Origin of the sequence: Microbacterium sp. (genome assembly GCF_026393345.1) — a bacterium.
Classification (GTDB): Bacteria; Actinomycetota; Actinomycetes; order Actinomycetales; family Microbacteriaceae; genus Microbacterium.
Genome location: NZ_JAPLAI010000032.1, coordinates 42708 through 59126, shown reverse-complemented (window position 1 = coordinate 59126; position 16419 = coordinate 42708). Strand labels below are relative to the sequence as shown.

Here is a 16419-nt window from a genome sequence, read left to right as displayed (position 1 = left end):
GCGACGCTGCGGCGCGGACCACGAGGTCACCGTCGACGGCGTCGACGGTGACGGACCCGCCGTCGGCCAGCTCACCCCGCACCAGCAGGTCGGCGATGCGGTCGTCGACCCGGCGCTGGATGAGCCGGCGCAGCGGCCGCGCGCCGTACTCCGGCTCGTAGCCGGTGTCGGCGAGCCACTGCGCGGCGGCCTCCGTGACCTCGAGCGCGATCTCGCGACGCACCAGGCGATCCCGCGTGGTCTCGAGCATCAGCGAAACGATGTCGCGCAGCTGCTCACGGTCGAGCTTCCGGAACAGCACGATCTCGTCGATGCGGTTGAGGAACTCCGGCCGCATGGCCTCACGCAGGCGTCCCATGACGCGGTCGCGCAGGTCCTTCTCCGAACCGAAGCCGGTCTCTCCGCCCCCGTTCGCGATGAACCCGATGGCGCCGGAGCGGGAGGCGAGGAACTCGCCGCCGATGTTGCTCGTCATGATCACGACGGTGTTGCGGAAGTCCACCGTGCGCCCCTGACCGTCGGTCAGGCGCCCATCGTCGAGCACCTGCAGCAGCAGGTTGAACACGTCCGGGTGCGCCTTCTCGATCTCGTCGAACAGCAGCACCGCGTAGGGGTTCCGCCGCACGCGCTCGGTCAGCTGCCCGGCCTCGTCGTAGCCGACGTATCCGGGAGGGGCGCCGACCAGGCGCGACACCGTGTGACGCTCACCGAACTCGCTCATATCGAACCGGATGACGGCGCTCTCGTCGTCGAACAGCGACTGCGCGAGAGCCTTCGCCAGCTCGGTCTTGCCGACACCCGTCGGACCGAGGAAGAGGAACGATCCCACCGGGCGCCCCGCATCCCCCATGCCCGTGCGGTTGCGCCGGACGGCGGTGGCGACGGCCGTGACGGCGTCGTCCTGCCCGATGACGCGGGCGTGCAGTTCGTCCTCTAGGTGCGCCAAGCGCTCCCGCTCGGTCGCGGTGAGACGTGTCACGGGGATGCCGGTGGCCCGGCTGATGACCTCGGCGATCTGCGGTTCGTCGACGACGGCGCCCCGGGATGCGGCAGCTCCCCGGTCTGCGGCCTCGGCGATGCGCGTCTGCACCTCGGCGATGGCGTCGCGCAGGCGCGAGGCGTCCCGGCGGCGTTCTTCGCGGACGCGAAGGTCGCAAGCTCCGTCATGAGCGCCTCCATGTCGACGGCGACGCCGGGCCGCAGCCGGAGCCGGGCTCCGGCCGGGTCGAGGAGGGCGATGGCCTTGTCCGGCAGCACGCGGTCGGTGAGGTACCGGTCGCTCAGCTCGACGGCGGCGCGAAGGGCGTCGTCGGTGTAGCTGACCCGGTGGTGCTCCTCGTACGCGGAGCGCAGCCCGTGCAGGATCTGCACCGCATCCTCGATCGCCGGCTCCCCCACCTTGACGGGCTGGAAGCGACGTTCGAGCGCCGGGTCCTTCTCGATGGTGCGGTACTCGGACAGCGTGGTCGCACCCACGAGGTGCAGCTCACCGCGCGCCAGACGGGGCTTCAGGATGTTGCCGGCATCCATCGCACCTTCGCCGCCGGCACCGGCGCCCACCACGGTGTGTACTTCGTCGATGAACACGATGACCTCGCCCGCCCGGGCGGAGATCTCGTTCATGGTGTCGGTGAGGCGCTCCTCGAAGTCGCCGCGGTAGCGGGCTCCGGCGAGCATCGCGGGCAGGTCGAGCGAGATGACGCGGCGGCCGCGCAGCTGCTCCGGCACGGCGTCGGCGACGATCGCGCGGGCGAGACCCTCCACGATCGCGGTCTTGCCGACACCGGCCTCGCCGATCAGCACCGGGTTGTTCTTGGTGCGACGGCTGAGAATCTCGATGACCTGCTCGATCTCGTCGGCACGACCGATGACCGGATCGAGCCGGCCGTCCTCGGCGAGCGCCGTGAGATCGGTGCCGAACTTATCGAGCATCGGCGTCTCGGATGCGGCGTCCGCTGCGGACTCCGGGGCGGATGCGGGCGCGCCCACGGTCTCGCGCAGGCCCTGGGTGAGGGCCTCAGCGGTGACACCGGCGTCGGCCAGCACCTGGCCGGCCGGGGCGTCCTGCGCGAGCACGAGCGCGAAGAACAGGTGCTCCGGGCCGACATAGGTCGAGCCGGAGGAACGCGCCACCTGGAATCCGTGGAACAGCGCGCGCTGCACCGAGGGGGTGATGACCGCCCCGGCGACGTCGGCGCGGGCGGACGCGGCGGGCAGCCGCTCCTCGACGGCGCGGACGATGCGTGCGGGGTCCGCACCGATGCGGGTCACGGCCTCACGGACCGGCGACGCACCGACGAGCTCGTGCAGCACGTGGAGCGCGTCGAGCTCGCGCTGACCGCGATCCAGCGCGTAGCGACCGGCGGCCTGGAGGACCTCCTGCGTCCGCGCGGCGAGGAAGCGGCTGAGGTCGATCGACCGCGCTTCCCGGGCCCGCTCGCCTTCGAGGTAGCGGGCCAGGAATTCGTCGAAGGCACCCTGGCCTTCGGACCCCGCGTCGGGGGTGAAGTCTTCCGGCATGAACTCTCCTGAATCTGAGTCGATAGGCCTCAAGTTTAGGAACTTGAGGCGACATGTATCAACCTAAACGCGCCACCTCCCGGCGTATTCCCGGCAGCGGCAACCGTTACGCTCGACCCAGCCGACCTCCGGAGATCCGTCATGACCGCGCCCGACGCCCCGCTCGTTCCCGACGCCCCGCCCGCCCTCGACGACGAGACGGCAGCCCGGCTGGCGGCGGAGCACTTCGGCGTCACCGCATCCGCCCGCTCTCTCGGCAGCCACCAGGACCGGAACGTTCTGCTGACCCCGGTCGACGGCTCGCCCCGGATGCTGCTGAAGATCGCCAACCCCGCGTCCCGCGTGGTCGAGCTCGAGGCGCAGTCGCAGGCGGCGGAGCACATCCGCGCGTCCGGCGGGATCCGGGTTCCGCTCGCTCGGCGCGCCCCCGACGGATCGACCGTGCGCCGCATGGCGGTCGCCGGGGTGGAGGTCTCGGCACGGCTGCTGGACTTCCTCGAAGGAGACACCCTCTCGGGCGACCGTTACCTGCGGCCAGACACCGTCCGGACGCTCGGCCGGCTCGCCGCCGAGACGGATGCCGCGCTGGCGGACTTCGCCCACCCCGGGGTCGACCGGGTGCAGCAGTGGGACCTGCGCCACGCGGCCGCCGCGCTCCGCGTGATGCTGCCCTCGGTGGCGGACCAAGACCTGCGTGCGCTCCTCACGGACGCAGCCGCGGACGCCCAACGGCGACTGGATGCGGTCGCCGCCCACCTGCCGATGCAGCCCATCCACGGCGATCTCACCGACGACAACGTCGTGGCGGGGCCGGACGGCGCCCCGGACGGTCTCATCGATCTCGGGGACCTCACCCGCAGCTGGACCGTCGCCGAGATCGTCATCACGTTCTCGGCCCTCCTCCACCACGACGGTCTCACGCTGCCCGCCGCACTCGAGGCCGTCCGCGCCTACGCCGAGGTGCGCCCGCTCACCGACGCCGAGGTCGCGGCATTCTGGCCCCTCCTGGTCCTCCGCGGCGCCACGCTGGTCGCCAGCGCACACCACGTCATCGCGAGCGACCCCGGTAATGCCTACGCCGCGGGGAACCTGGACGGCGAGCGCCGCATCCTGTTCCAGGCACTCTCGGTGCCGATCGAGGTCGGTACCGCCCTCGTGGCCGCGGCGACCGGCCGCCGGGTGGCGCCGCTGACGCTCGACGCGCCGCGCCGTCTCATCGCCGACTCCCGCCCGACGCACGTGCTCGACCTGTCGACTTCCTCCCCCGCGCTCGACGAAGGCCGCTGGCTCGACGCCGACATCGAGGGAGGTCTCGCGGCCGAGGCGCTGAGCGAAGGCGCCGGCCTCGTCCTGACCCGGTTCGGCGAGAGCCGGCTGACCCGCTCCGATGCGCCGTCGACCGCCGAGCCGGTGAACACCGCCCTGGGCGTTTCCATCACGGTCGCCGAGCCGCTCGACCTGCACGCCCCCTGGGACGGCGAAGCCAGGATCGACGACGACAGCATCACCCTCCTCGGCGGCCCGGTGGAACTCCGCATCCGCGGGATTGTTCCGACCTCCGCATCCGGCCCGGTCACCGCGGGCGCACTGCTCGCCAGGGTGACCGGCACCGCGTGGGTGCAGGCGGGCGTGCTGGCGCCGCCCTTCGTGGCACGGTCGCTGCTCGCGGCCTGGCGGCACGTCACCGCGGATCCGACGGCGCTCATCGCCGACGTGCCGGTCGCTCCCGAGCCCCTCGACGCCGACGATCTGCTGCGGCGTCGGAACGCGGTCTTCGCGACCGTGCAGGAGCACTACTTCGCCGAGCCGCCCGTCATGGTGCGCGGCTGGCGCGAATACCTCGTCGATCAGCACGGCCGGGTGTACCTCGACACGCTCAACAACGTCACGGCGGTGGGGCACGCGCACCCCCGGGTGATTGCGGCCAGCTCCGCGCAGTGGCGGATGCTGAACACGAACTCCCGCTTCCACTACCCCGCCGTCGTCGAGTATGCGGAGCGACTGGCGTCCCTGCTGCCCGAGCCACTGGACACCGTGTTCCTCGTGAACAGCGGCTCGGAGGCGGTGGATCTCTCCCTCCGGCTCGCGCAGGCGGCGACCGGGCGGCGCGACGTCGTGGCGATGCGGGAGGCATACCACGGCTGGACCTTCCTCTCGGATGCGGTGTCCACCTCCGTCGCCGACAACCCCGACGCACTGCACACGCGGCCGGACTGGGTGCACACCGTTGAAATGCCAAACCCATTCCGCGGCCGGTATCGGGGCGGCGACGTCGGCCGGTACGCCGAGGATGCGGCGGCGGAGATCGCGCGCCTCGCCGCCGCGGGCGCGGCGCCGGCCGCCTTCATCGCCGAAGCCGTGTTCGGCAACGCCGGCGGCATCCCCCTCCCCGCCGGCTACCTGTCCCATGTCTACGACGCCGTCCACGCGGCGGGGGGCCTCACGGTGGCCGACGAGGTGCAGGTGGGTCTGGGGCGTCTCGGCACGACGTTCTGGGGATTCGAGCAGCAGGGCGTGGTGCCCGACATCGTGGCGGTGGCGAAGGCCGCGGGCAACGGGCATCCGCTCGGCGCCGTCGTCACCACCCGGGCGATCGCAGACGCCTACCGGGCCGGCGGCTACTTCTTCTCCTCCGCGGGCGGCAGCCCGGTCTCCTCCGCCGTGGGCCTGGCCGTGCTGGATGTGATCCGTGACGAGCGGCTGCAGGAGAATGCCGCCGAGGTCGGCGCGTACCTCATCGACCGGCTCACCGCGCTCGGCGCGCGGTACCCGATCCTCGGCACCGTGCACGGCTCCGGCCTGTACCTCGGACCCGAGTTCGTCTCGGACCGGGAGACGTGGGCGCCGGCGACGCGTGAGACATCCGCGATCTGCGCGCGCCTCCGGGAGCGCGGCATCCTCGCGCAGCCGACGGGCGACCACCAGAACGTGCTGAAGATCAAGCCGCCGATGTGTTTCTCCCGCGCCAGCGCGGACACCTTCGTCGATCAACTCGCCCACGTCCTGGAGTGCGGATGGTGACCGCGGCGGGGTCGGCCCGCGAGTTCGGACAGGGCGTCCGGTTGCTCGTGCAGGGGTTCGGCTGGTGGCGGCGCCGCCCCGGGCTCATGCTGTGGGGGCTCCTCCCCGCCGCGATCGTGAGCCTCGTGCTCGGCGCAGCGCTCATCGCCCTCGCGACGCAGCTGCCGTGGCTGACGGATGCGGTCACCCCGTTCGCGGACGCGTGGCCCGGGGTGTGGTCGGTGCTGCTGCGCGTCGCGCTCGGGGCCGCGGTGTTCGGGGGCGCCCTGGCCCTCACCGCCGTGACGTTCACCGCACTCACCCTGATCGTGGGCGAACCCTTCTACGACCGGATCTGGCGTGCCGTCGAAGCCGAGGGGGGAACGGTGCCCGAGGCGGGGCCCGGATTCTGGCGATCCGTGGGCGACGGCGTCGATCTCATCGTCCGCGGCGCCGGCGTCGGCATCCTCGCCTTCCTCCTCGGTCTGGTGCCGGTCGTCGGCGGGATCGCGGGCACCGTGATCGGGGTCGTCCTCACCGGGCGACTCCTCGCCGACGAGCTCAGTTCCCGAGCCCTCGCCGCGCGCGGCTACGACCGGCGCGCTCGACGTGCGCTGCTGCGCACCCGCCGTGCCCGAGCCCTCGGCTTCGGCGTCGCCACGCAGGTGTGCTTCCTCGTCCCGCTCGGCGCTGTCATCACGATGCCCGCGGCGGTCGTCGGTGCCACCCTGCTGGCCGGAGATCTGATCCCCGTCGGCGCGGCGGAAGACTGACTGGCTCGACGAACCGCCGGCGACCGGTATCCTGGGAGAAGTCTTCGCCGAAGGAGTGCCATGCTGTTCGTCGTCTCCCTGCTGCTGTTCCTGCTCGGAATGGCCGCCATGGGCATCGCGTTCTCCCTCGACACGATCTGGGAGCTGCTCCCCGCGATCTCGTTCGTTGCGGGGATCCTGCTGATCACGGCCGCCATGGCGCTCCCAATGCACATGAAGGCGAAGTAGCCGCTCTTCCCCGAGCCCGGGAGACTCCTTTCGGAGTCACGCAACCTTCAGTCGTGCTGAAGGTTCTCCCCGAACGGTTCTTCGTGCAGGCCACGCAAGGCGTCGGCCAGCTCCGGGATGCCGGTCGCAAAGATCCCATCGAGCCGCGCCAGCTGCGCGTCGGCCTCGTCGAGCGCGCGCGAACCCTTCTCCGTGATCGTGAGATCGGATGCGGACCCGGCGTGAGCCGTGCCGTCCTGCGCGAGTCCGTCCATGACGAGAGAGCGCACCGCGGTGTGCGCGGTCTGCACGGTGATCTGCGAACGGCGTGCCAGTTCCGAGAACGAGATGCCGGGGGTCGCGCGGATGTGGGCGAGCAGCGCGTACTTGCGCGTGGTCAGGCCGACGCGCTTCAGCGCGGTGCCGAGCTGTGCGTCCCAGACCGCCGAGATGGTGAGGAGGGACACCACCGGGCTGAAGGGCGGGCGCCGCGGGGTCTCTGCCGGCACCGCGTGGCTGTCCATCCCCCCATGCTAGCCAGCGGTGAGGTCAGCGCCGCTGCGCCGCGGCGACGACCTCGGCGATCCGCGGCGGCACCGTCTCGTCCTGCAGCGAGGTGGTGTCGCCGAGCGGACGGCCGTCGACGAGATCGACGAGCAGCCGCCGCATGATCTTGCCGCTCCGGGTCTTCGGCAGATCCGGCACGAGGAACACGTGTGTCGGCTGCGCGACCGGTCCGATCGCCTCGCGGACGTGGCGGCGGAGCGCCGCCGGGTCGCCGTCGCCGGTGACGAACGCGGCGATCGCCTGCCCGGTGACGGCGTCGGCGACGCCGACCACGGCCGCTTCCCCGACCGACGGGTGCGCGACGAGCGCGGACTCGATCTCGATCGTCGACAGCCGGTGTCCGGACACGTTGATCACGTCGTCGATGCGACCGAGCACCCAGAGGTCGCCGTCCGCATCCCGTTTGGCGCCGTCGCCGGCGAGGAAGTAGCCCTGAGCGGCGAACCGCTTCCAGTACGAGTCCCGGTACCGCTCGGGGTTGCCCCAGACGGTGCGCGACATCCCGGGCCAGGTGCCGTCGACGACGAGGAGCCCGCCGCCGCCCGGCCCGACCTCGACGCCCGCCGCATCCACGACCCGCACCGTCAGTCCCGGAAGGGCGGTGAGCGCCGAGCCGGGCTTGAGCGTCGACACGCCGGGAAGCGGCGCGGCGATCGCGGCGCCCGTCTCCGACTGCCACCAGGTGTCGACGATGGGGGTCTCACCGCGGCCGAGGTGCGTGTGGAACCACACCCACGCCTCCGGGTTGATGGCCTCCCCCACGGTGCCGAGGAGGCGGAGCGCCGACAGGTCGAAGCGGTCGGGCGGGCCGCCCGGGAACCGGCTCATGAGCGAACGGATGAGGGTAGGCGCCGTGTAGTAGGTCGTCACGCCGTACCGCTCGAGGATCTCGAAGTGCCGCTCCCAGCTGGGGGTATCGGGGGTGCCCTCGTAGAGGACGCTCGTCATGCCGTTCAACAACGGCCCGTAGGTCTCGTAGCTGTGCGCGGTGACCCACGCGAGATCCGCGGTGCACCAGTACACGTCGGTCTCGGGTTTCGCGTCGAACACGGCCCAGTAGCTCCACGCGACATGGGTGAGCCAGCCGCCGGTGGTGTGCACAAGACCCTTGGGTTTTCCGGTGGTGCCGCTGGTGTAGATGATGAACAGCGGCGTCTCGGCGTCGAAGAACTCCGGTTCGTGCACGTCGGATGCGGTGCCGACCGTCTCGTGCCACCAGAGGTCGCGCCCCTCGGTCCAGTCGATGTCGGAACCGGTGCGCCGGATGACGAGCACGTGCTCGATGCTGTCGACACCCGCGACGGCCGCATCCGCCTGCGCCTTCACCGGCACCGCGGCACCGCGGCGGAACTGCCCGTCGGTGGTGACGAGGAGCTTCGCTCCGGTGTCTTCGACGCGGAAACGGACCGCCTCGGCGGAGAAGCCGCCGAAGACGAGCGAGTGGACCGCGCCGATGCGGGCGGCGGCCAGCTGGATGATGACCGTCTCGAGCAGCACCGGCAGGTAGACGACGATGCGGTCGCCCGGCACGATCCCGAGATCGGTGAGGGCGTTCGCGGCCTTCGCCACCTCACGCTGCAGCTCGGCGTACGTGAGGGTGCGGCGGTCACCGGGCTCCCCCTCGAAGTGGAACGCGACGCGGTCGCCGTGCCCCGCATCCACGTGCCGGTCGACGGCGTTGACGGCGGCGTTGAGCCGGCCGCCCTCGAACCACGTCGCCGCGGGGATGCTGTCGCCGTCGGTGGGCGCCCAGGTGTGGGCGGTGTGCCAGGGCTCCGCCCAGTCCAGCGCCTCGGCGCGGTGGGTCCAGAAGGTCTCCGGGTCCTCCCCCGCCCGTTCGACCCATTCGCGCTGCAGCCAGGCTTCCGTCACGTTCGCCTGCGCAGCGAACGCCGGGGGCGGCGGGAAGCTGCGTCGTTCGTCGAGGAGGCTGCGGATGGTGTCGTCGTGACTCATGGGACTTCCGGTCGTGGTGGGTGGTTCCAGCATCCGCGCCCGTCCCGGCGGCGCAAAAACGGGTGACGGACTGTGACGGGATGCGGCTGTCGCAGTGTCCGCGGGCGCCCCTACGCTGGCGGCATGGCACGCGTGATCGCTCCCGACCTGTCCTCCGGCGAGAAGCCGAAGGGTCCGGCCTCCTACTTCCCGAGCATCGAGAAGACGTACGGCCGCCCGGTGCAGGAGTGGCTCGATCTGGCGGTCGCCGAGCTCGATGCCGGTCGGCCGCACATGGAAGTCGTCGGCGTCCTCAAGGACGACCACGGCCTGGGGCACGGGCATGCCAACGCGATCGTGGCGTACGCGAAGGCGAAGCTCGCCGCGGGCTGAGCGCGGCGCGGCGGGTACCGTGGGCAGGTGGACTTCCCCTTCGAGAGCTTGCGCCGTGCCCCCGATATCGAAGGTCCTGGGCTCGACGCGCACGATGCCGCGGACCGGCTGATCCTGGACGAGTCCGCCGCAGCACGTGCGGGCGTTGCCGACGGCGGTCTCGTCGTGATCGGCGACGGCTACGGCGCCCTCACGCTCGCCGCCGCCCGCGACGGCGCCCGCAGCATCCGCGTCCACCAGGACGGGCTCGTCGGCGAACAGGCTCTCGCCCGGAACGCCGACGCACTCGATCTGTCCGGCACCTTCACCTCACACGGCTTCGATGCCGACCTCGTGCGCGGCGCGACCGTGGTGTTGCTGCGCCTCCCCCGCGCCCTCGACGCGCTCGACGACATCGCGGGTCTCATCGCCGCGTACGCCTCGCCGGATGTCGTCGTCCACGCCGGCGGACGCATCAAGCACATGACGGTGGCGATGAACGACGTGCTGCGCCGGCGGTTCGACCGGGTCGACGTCACGCATGCCCGGCAGAAGTCACGGGTGCTCGTCTCGCGCGGCCCGCCCGACGGCGCCGACCCGCAGCCGCGACGAGCAGAGGTGGACGGCATCACCGTCTGCGCCTTCGGCGGCACATTCGCGGGGGCCTCGATCGACCTCGGTACCCGGATGCTGCTCGCCCGCCTTCCGGAGAGTATCCCGGGTGACGATGCGCTCATCGACTTCGCCTGCGGCACCGGCGTGGTCGCCGCCGCACTGGCGCTACGGCATCCGGAGCGCCCGGTATACGGGTCTGACCAGTCCGCCGCCGCGGTGGCGTCGGCGCGCGCGACGGCCGCCGCGAACGGCGTCGCCGACCGGGTAACCATCGCCCGCGACGACCTGCTTCGGAGCCTGCCGGACGGAAGCGCGTCGTTCATCGCACTGAACCCGCCCTTCCACTCCGGCGCCGCCGTGACCGACGCGCTGGCCCCGCGGATGTTCGCGGATGTGGCGCGGGCGCTGCGGCCGGGCGGCGAGCTGTGGACAGTGTGGAACTCGCCGCTGCAGTATCGGCAGTCGCTCGAGCGCCTGGTCGGCCCGACGCGACAGGTCGCCCGTGACGCGAAGTTCACCGTGACCGCATCCGTGCGGCGCGGCTGACCCGCATCCGGAAACGAAACCGCCCCCAACCGCTTCACGGGGAAGAAGCTGGGGGCGGTCCGGGGGGTTCCGTCGCTCTTCGATCCCATCACGACCGCGGTGCCCCCGCGTCCCCCAAACGGCCGGGTCGCGGCACTATGAGAGAAGTCTCATGGCTCACCGCCGCCGCTTGTCGCGGACGACCACCTCTTCCATGATGACGATGACCCGCTCCCGACCGACAGCCGCGTCGCGCAGCGCGCGCACCGGTCACTGCGTGCGGGAACGCCGCGTGGGACGCCGGGAAGCGCCGTCCCACGCTGATGCGACGCGCTATGCCGGCTCGGCCGCCAAGCGCGCCCGTCGCACCTCTTCACGCTTCGAGTACGCCGCCGCGCGGATCGCTTCATCCGACTCCAGCCCCGTGCCCAGCGCGCCCCCGAGAGTCGCCACGGACGCGACGAACCACGTGAGCACGAACAGATCGCCATAGCCGGCCGACTCGCCGAGCGAGCCGCCCAGCACGTCGGGGTTCAGGACGAACAGCGCCCAGGCGAGATTTACGACGTACAGCACCGCGTAGCAGATGACGACTCCGGCCGTCAGAGTCAACAGCGTCGAGGTGTTGTAGAGACGGGACCGTTCCCGCGCCTGTGCGGAGCCGTTCTCGGGGCGGTCCCACAGTTCACCGTCGATCACGATCCATGCGACCACGATCATGATCGAGGCGATGGTCGCGACGACGAGGCGCCAGCCCGAAAGGGAAGCGGCGAGCTGCCAGACCGTGGGCTGGATTGTCGCGACCGCGCCGGTCGCCAGGGCCGCCACGAGTGCGGATTTGAGTCCCGCCGCCAGCAGCCACGGACGATTGGCGAGCACCATACCCATCAGCACCCGCCCACGACCACTGAGACCGGGAAGAGGAACGCGCTGCTCCTCACTCGATCTAGGTTCGGTCATCCCGCTGATGAGCCCCCGCACCGCGTCGCGAGCGCGAGTCTGAACGCGGAACCCGCCGAGAGCGGGGAGCGAGAGCACCGCCGACTGTCGCTGCGGATCGATTGCAGCCAGCAGGTACCCGCCGTCGTCATCGCGAAGCGGAAGCTCGGTCACCCCGATGACGAGTTCCCACTGTCGCCTGCTGCGCTCCGTCCGCAGTCGCGACAACGCGGTGTCAACGTCCTCATTCCCCAGCGTGAATGGCTCGCTCAAGAGCTGGATGTCCCAGCCTCCTCGACCCGCGGCGCCCGGCGGGACGAGGTTCGTCATCCGGCGGGCCACCGCAGTGGGCGACGCCGGGTCGGCCACGAGTCCGACACGGATCGGCTCCATCTCCGCAACGTACACCCGTGGGGTCGAAGGCAGGGGTCGGCATCCGCGACCGCGGCGATGCCTGGGGCTCTCCGGTCTCTTGAGAGAGGGCACGAAATGTGTGTTCGGGCAGGACGTGAGAAGTCTCATCTACCTGTGCCCGTAGTCGCGGACGGCCACCTGTTCCTGCGCTTCACCCTCGAGGGTGCGACCGTTCTGACGTGTCGTCGTGAAGGCCGGTGCGGACGCGGCCTAAGCGGATGCGCCGGCGCCAGAGCGCCACGAGTACTGCGGCTCGTAGCCGAGCAATCGGCGCGCCTTGTCGATGGAGAGCAGCGTCGTGTTCTCGCCCAGCTCGCCGCGTGTCTCGACGCCGGGGAAGACTTCGGCCACCAGCTCGGCGTTGGGGCGGGTCATGACGGTGTCGGCCGCCGCGATGATGAAGTTGTCGAAGCCCGCAGGCGCGTTCTCAAGTGCGCGTTGAACGGCCTGCGCCCCGTCTCGCGCGTCGATGTAGCCCCACAGATTCCACTTTCGGGTGCGCGCGTCCGCGTCGAACGGGAACTCGGCGTAGTCCTCGGGGACCATGACGTTCGAGAACCGAAGCGCGGTGATCGACAGTGAGGGGTGCCACCGCACGAGCTCCCTCGCGAGATGCTCCTCGAGGGTCTTCACCAGTGAGTACACCGACTCTGGACGCGGCGCGTATTGCTCATCCACGGGGATGTACGGCGGCGGCACATCGAAGGGAAGACCCAGAACCGTCTCGCTCGACGCGTACACGATCTTGGTGATGCCGAGCCGCGCGGCAGCCCAGAACACGTTGAACGTGCTCATCATGTTGTTGTGGAACGTGGCCACGTCGGAGCGGATGCCGGGGGCCGGGATGGCGGCAAGATGCACGAGTGCGTCGACGCCGTCATGCTGATCGTTCACGCCTGCGAGGGCGTCGATGACCTGGCCGTAGTCGGTGAGGTCGACCTGCACGAACCCGGGGCCGCGGGAGCCGTGGAGATCCAGGCCGATGACGTCGTGACCCGCACTACGCAGCTCGCGTGCGACCACAGATCCCAGTTTTCCGGACGAGCCAGTGAGAGCAATCTTCATGAAAGTATCCTTCTCCATCCGGGCGGGGTGGTCGCCTTGTCAGAAGATGAATTCTCCAAGTCGTCGGTGATTCCGCCGTTGACGCCGACCGTCCGCATCCAGGTGGTCGCAAGCCGTCTCAAGCTGAGGAGGATCAGTTCGAGCTCAGTGACCGCCCTGGGTTCGTCGACGGACGAGTGGAGCCGACTGTCGATTCAGAAGATGTGCGCCTCACAGGTGGCGAGGAACGCCGTCCGGCGCTTCTGGAGTTCCCGATACACGGTGGCGCGAGAGACGCTGAAGAGTTCGGCGATCTCCGTTTGGGTGTACTCGCCTCGGTCCTGCACCTCGAACAGCAGCTTTCTCTGAGCCATCGACAGCTTGGGCTGCTTTCCCTTCAGTCTCCCTTTCGCTCGAGCAACCGCCATCCCCTCTCGCGTGCGCATGCTGATCAAGTCGCGCTCGGACTCGGCAACCATGGCAAGCACGTTGAAGAGCAGCCGACCGATAGGGTCCGTCGGGTCATGCCTGCTGCCGCCTAAGCTAAGAGCGACACCCTTCGCGGTCAGCTCGTCGGCGATGTCGCGGGCGTCATGCAACGATCGGGCAAGCCGGTCGAGCTTTGTAACGACGAGCGTGTCGCCTTCGCGCACAGCGGCGAGGGCCTCCCGCAGTCCGGGCCTGGCGCGGTTCGTGCCGGTCAGCCCGTGATCGACGTAGATGTTCGCTTCGCGAACTCCCATCCGCAACAGAGCGTCGCGCTGAGACGTGAGGTCTTGATCGGTGGTCGAGACCCTGGCATACCCAATCTGTATTCCATCCATCGGCTCAGCATCTCGCCGAAGTCAAAATGCCGCGCTCGTTGCGGATCCGCTTGCGTGCGGTGAACGATAGCGGCACCTGCGGCGGGCGATCGAGGGTGAGCTGCGCGCTGCGATCGTTGATGCCAGATGGCGCTGGCATTTGCCGGGCCGTCGCACAGGTTCCCGATCGTGCATCCGCAGCGCGCTGGACACCCAGGACCAACCTCTAGCTGAGACGACGAGTCCTAGCCTTTCGCTGGAGGCGGATCTTCCTGTTCGTGAACCGGCGACGGTTGCTGGAGAACTGGCAGGTCATCGGCCCAATACCCCGGAACAGGAAGCGGCGCCTGATTGGGGTCACCCGCGAACTCCAGGGTGAGGTCAACGTCGGTAAGCTTCCCGGCGTCGAGCTTGTGACCGTGCGCACGTAAGAACAACATCGCGCCGGCGGAAGTCGGCTGGAACATGAGAAAACCGAACTGATCGTCGGGGAGAGCCTTGCCCGAGCGAGGAGACCAATGCTTCTCCCAGAAGCCGGTCGAACCGTGCGCCAAAGTGTCGATGAGCCCTTCTCGCTCCAACCCAACTCCGGCCTCGATGACCCGTGCCTGAAACGTGTCTCCGTCCCAAGCCAGAACCTTGGTGATCAGATCCATGTAGCCAACGAAGACAGGCTTGCTCTCCCAGTCGCTTAGATTCTCGACCTTCTGTCCAACCACCTTCCCTCGGACCGCGGAGTACAGCGCGTAATGGAGGCGCAGCTGGTCCGACGATAGGCGACCGACCAGAGCAGTCCACGAAACGGCGCTGTCGTCGATTCCGGCAAGGGTTCGAGCAGACGCCAGCATCCCGCTCAGGTACTCGGCCACGAATTCGTCTTCAGCCCACTGCGCCTTGTCGAAGACTTCCGAGGCCACGCGCGGCGGTATCGCGCCCGGCTGCGACGTGTCGGCCTTCGCGTCAGCGCGCTCTGCCACCTTATGAACATTGCTCTTACGGTTGACGAGACCGCTCTTGATTCCATCCCCAAGCATGTCGAGGCTCGGGCCCAGAAGACGCTTCGCCGCGTCGAGTACCAGAGGAGCGGAAGCGATTCCGCCCGCGATGATGAATGGGTCAGTCACTCTCATATGCTACGAGGCCGGCAAGCGCTGGATCGTTCGCGTAGAAGGGTGCTCCTGCGCGCGCGGGGCGAGACATGTGCGCGTGCGTCGAACCCCCTGCTCAGATGCGCGCACGCGGTCGTCGGCGCCGGCAACTCTCAAACGGTGGAGGCTATCCCCGCTCCAGAAGAACCCGCACGAGTTCAAGGAGCTGAAGTGGTGGGAGCGCCGAACGCAGCACCGAAGAAGTAGCTGACGCAACTCATCAGACGGTGAGCGCTCCAAGATGGGCGCTCCTTCATTTGATATCGAAATGCCTACGCACCGCACTCTCAAGTTCCTCCACGGCGTCGCTAAGCCGATCGGTATCTGGCCAGGCGCCGACCGTAGAGAAGCTAGAGAGAAGTGTTCGGGCTTCAGTTGCGAGGGTGACCACTGCAACGCGAACTTGTTCGGGTGCTACGAGTCGCAAGGCGGTGCACTCGGCAGTGAGCGGTTCGTACTTCGGGAACAGCACCTTGCGTTCCTCCCAGGGCAACGTCAATCTCATTGGGTCGTCGGACCCGACTTCTTTCCTCCTCAGTGTCAGCTTGATGATGCAGCCCACAGCTTCGTCCTTAAACGCGTCGCTCAGGGCAATCACCTCGGACGTATGCTGCAGTACGTCCTCGTCCCAACGGTGGTTGCTGTCGCGCTTGAACTTCCGCTCATCTTGGAGGCGGTTGAACCAATAACCAAGCACGGCACCGAGGACGAGGAAGCCCCCGGCGATCACCGGCACTCCCCACCACAGAGCTCTCTCACTGCCACCAACCATCTGAATCAGCAGCGGGGTTGGGGTGGGTGTGGGCGGCACGAGGCCAAGCTAGCAGTGAGCCGAAGGGCAGACACGCGATGACCGGTTGCTCTATTTGATCGGCTTTAGCTTCCTCCAGCGGATTCGTGCCGGTGGTATGTGGCGTGAAAGACGAGGCCACTCCCCCTCTCGCCCCCCTCACGCAACGCGATCCTCTTGCGGGCAATGTACGTATGGGGTTCGCCCCGGAGCGCGCTAGTTTCGGCTGACGGGCGCGGGCCCGGCGCCTCGACGGACACGAGCGGCAGCGGGTTGACTAGAGCGCGCTGAGTTCGCCCCCTGCTCAACTCTGATGGCAGCACGTTGGCGGCGAGTGTCACGCTCGATGAAGAGGGAGGCGGCCACGCCGATGCCTCCCAGCGCCAACTTACGAAGTTGCTGCCCCCGGCCCCAGCGCCGCATGGCCTGGCCAGACCAGGGCAGCGAACGCAGACCCAACGACGAGCCAAACGATGACCTTCCGCTTTCTCCTGCGCTGCTGCTTGAAGAGTGGACCCAGTCGCGCGTTCAACTCCGCACCAGCGCCACCCACTCTCTTCGCGAACTCTTCTTGCATCGTGCCCTCCGGAAGGTTGGGGGTAGATCGCGGCCAACCGTTCGAGCCGCAGCAGACGCGACTCTTTGCTGAATTGGCGCGCCAACCAGGTGGCTGCTGCGACAGCTGGTCATGACAAGATGGCAATCGTCATCTGCAGGAATTCGGTTCCACTCGGCATGCCAGCAAAGTAGAGGGAAGCCCCGACACG

12 protein-coding genes and 1 pseudogene are annotated in these 16419 nt (G+C 69.2%); 5 read left to right on the top strand and 8 right to left on the bottom strand.

What is annotated here, in order from left to right; all coding sequences use genetic code 11:
• Positions 1 to 2520, bottom strand: a pseudogene (locus NT132_RS04575) (ATP-dependent Clp protease ATP-binding subunit); the annotation flags it as partial.
• 141 nt (positions 2521 to 2661) lie between these two features.
• Between NT132_RS04575 and NT132_RS04570 the strand changes: the two are divergent.
• Genes NT132_RS04570 through NT132_RS04560 form a run of 3 tightly spaced genes read left to right on the top strand, consistent with a single transcriptional unit; the run spans position 2662 to position 6521 of the window.
• Entirely contained in the window at positions 2662 to 5541 is a 2880-nt protein-coding gene (locus NT132_RS04570) for an aminotransferase (RefSeq protein WP_297785461.1), read from the top strand.
• A complete protein-coding gene (locus NT132_RS04565) occupies positions 5535 to 6293 on the top strand; it encodes an EI24 domain-containing protein (protein WP_297785458.1) in 759 nt (252 codons plus the stop codon). Before NT132_RS04570 ends, NT132_RS04565 begins: the two co-directional genes overlap by 7 nt.
• 60 nt (positions 6294 to 6353) lie before the next feature.
• Complete coding sequence (locus NT132_RS04560; protein WP_297785455.1) at positions 6354 to 6521, top strand: hypothetical protein; 168 nt, start codon at positions 6354 to 6356, stop codon at positions 6519 to 6521.
• Between the two features lie 47 nt (positions 6522 to 6568).
• Here NT132_RS04560 and NT132_RS04555 read toward each other — a convergent pair whose 3' ends face one another.
• Positions 6569 to 7024, bottom strand: a complete 456-nt coding sequence (locus NT132_RS04555; RefSeq protein WP_297785452.1) for a MarR family winged helix-turn-helix transcriptional regulator — start codon at positions 7022 to 7024, stop codon at positions 6569 to 6571.
• A gap of 25 nt (positions 7025 to 7049) precedes the next feature.
• The gene (acs, locus tag NT132_RS04550) at positions 7050 to 9023 is read right to left on the bottom strand and encodes an acetate--CoA ligase (protein WP_297785449.1); all 1974 of its coding nucleotides are present in this window, start codon (positions 9021 to 9023) and stop codon (positions 7050 to 7052) included.
• A gap of 123 nt (positions 9024 to 9146) precedes the next feature.
• On the opposite strand from acs, the gene NT132_RS04545 reads away from it, so the two are divergent.
• Complete coding sequence (locus NT132_RS04545; protein WP_297785445.1) at positions 9147 to 9395, top strand: DUF4287 domain-containing protein; 249 nt, start codon at positions 9147 to 9149, stop codon at positions 9393 to 9395.
• Positions 9396 to 9422: 27 nt separating this feature from the next.
• On the top strand, positions 9423 to 10535 hold the full coding sequence (locus NT132_RS04540; RefSeq protein WP_297785442.1) for a methyltransferase: 1113 nt from the start codon (positions 9423 to 9425) through the stop codon (positions 10533 to 10535).
• Between the two features lie 312 nt (positions 10536 to 10847).
• Here the strand turns inward: NT132_RS04540 and NT132_RS04535 are convergent, their stop codons facing one another.
• From NT132_RS04535 to NT132_RS04515, 5 genes are all read right to left on the bottom strand, one after another.
• Positions 10848 to 11846, bottom strand: a complete 999-nt coding sequence (locus tag NT132_RS04535) for a hypothetical protein (RefSeq protein ID WP_297785439.1) — start codon at positions 11844 to 11846, stop codon at positions 10848 to 10850.
• Between the two features lie 231 nt (positions 11847 to 12077).
• Positions 12078 to 12932, bottom strand: a complete 855-nt coding sequence (locus tag NT132_RS04530; RefSeq protein ID WP_297785436.1) for an NAD(P)-dependent oxidoreductase — start codon at positions 12930 to 12932, stop codon at positions 12078 to 12080.
• Positions 12933 to 13126: 194 nt separating this feature from the next.
• Entirely contained in the window at positions 13127 to 13735 is a 609-nt protein-coding gene (locus NT132_RS04525; protein WP_297785434.1) for a recombinase family protein, read from the bottom strand.
• A 224-nt stretch (positions 13736 to 13959) separates the two neighbouring features.
• Positions 13960 to 14838, bottom strand: a complete 879-nt coding sequence (locus NT132_RS04520; RefSeq protein ID WP_297785431.1) for a hypothetical protein — start codon at positions 14836 to 14838, stop codon at positions 13960 to 13962.
• A gap of 277 nt (positions 14839 to 15115) precedes the next feature.
• On the bottom strand, positions 15116 to 15673 hold the full coding sequence (locus NT132_RS04515; protein WP_297785428.1) for a hypothetical protein: 558 nt from the start codon (positions 15671 to 15673) through the stop codon (positions 15116 to 15118).
• Between the last annotated feature and the right edge of the window lie 746 nt (positions 15674 to 16419).

Coding starts and splice junctions, on each gene's coding strand:
- NT132_RS04570 (WP_297785461.1), top strand. CDS start 2,662: ATGACCGCGCCCGACGCCCCGCTCGTTCCCGACGCCCCGCCCGCCCTC.
- NT132_RS04565 (WP_297785458.1), top strand. CDS start 5,535: ATGGTGACCGCGGCGGGGTCGGCCCGCGAGTTCGGACAGGGCGTCCGG.
- NT132_RS04560 (WP_297785455.1), top strand. CDS start 6,354: ATGCTGTTCGTCGTCTCCCTGCTGCTGTTCCTGCTCGGAATGGCCGCC.
- NT132_RS04555 (WP_297785452.1), bottom strand. CDS start 7,024: ATGGACAGCCACGCGGTGCCGGCAGAGACCCCGCGGCGCCCGCCCTTC.
- acs (WP_297785449.1), bottom strand. CDS start 9,023: ATGAGTCACGACGACACCATCCGCAGCCTCCTCGACGAACGACGCAGC.
- NT132_RS04545 (WP_297785445.1), top strand. CDS start 9,147: ATGGCACGCGTGATCGCTCCCGACCTGTCCTCCGGCGAGAAGCCGAAG.
- NT132_RS04535 (WP_297785439.1), bottom strand. CDS start 11,846: ATGGAGCCGATCCGTGTCGGACTCGTGGCCGACCCGGCGTCGCCCACT.
- NT132_RS04530 (WP_297785436.1), bottom strand. CDS start 12,932: ATGAAGATTGCTCTCACTGGCTCGTCCGGAAAACTGGGATCTGTGGTC.
- NT132_RS04525 (WP_297785434.1), bottom strand. CDS start 13,735: ATGGATGGAATACAGATTGGGTATGCCAGGGTCTCGACCACCGATCAA.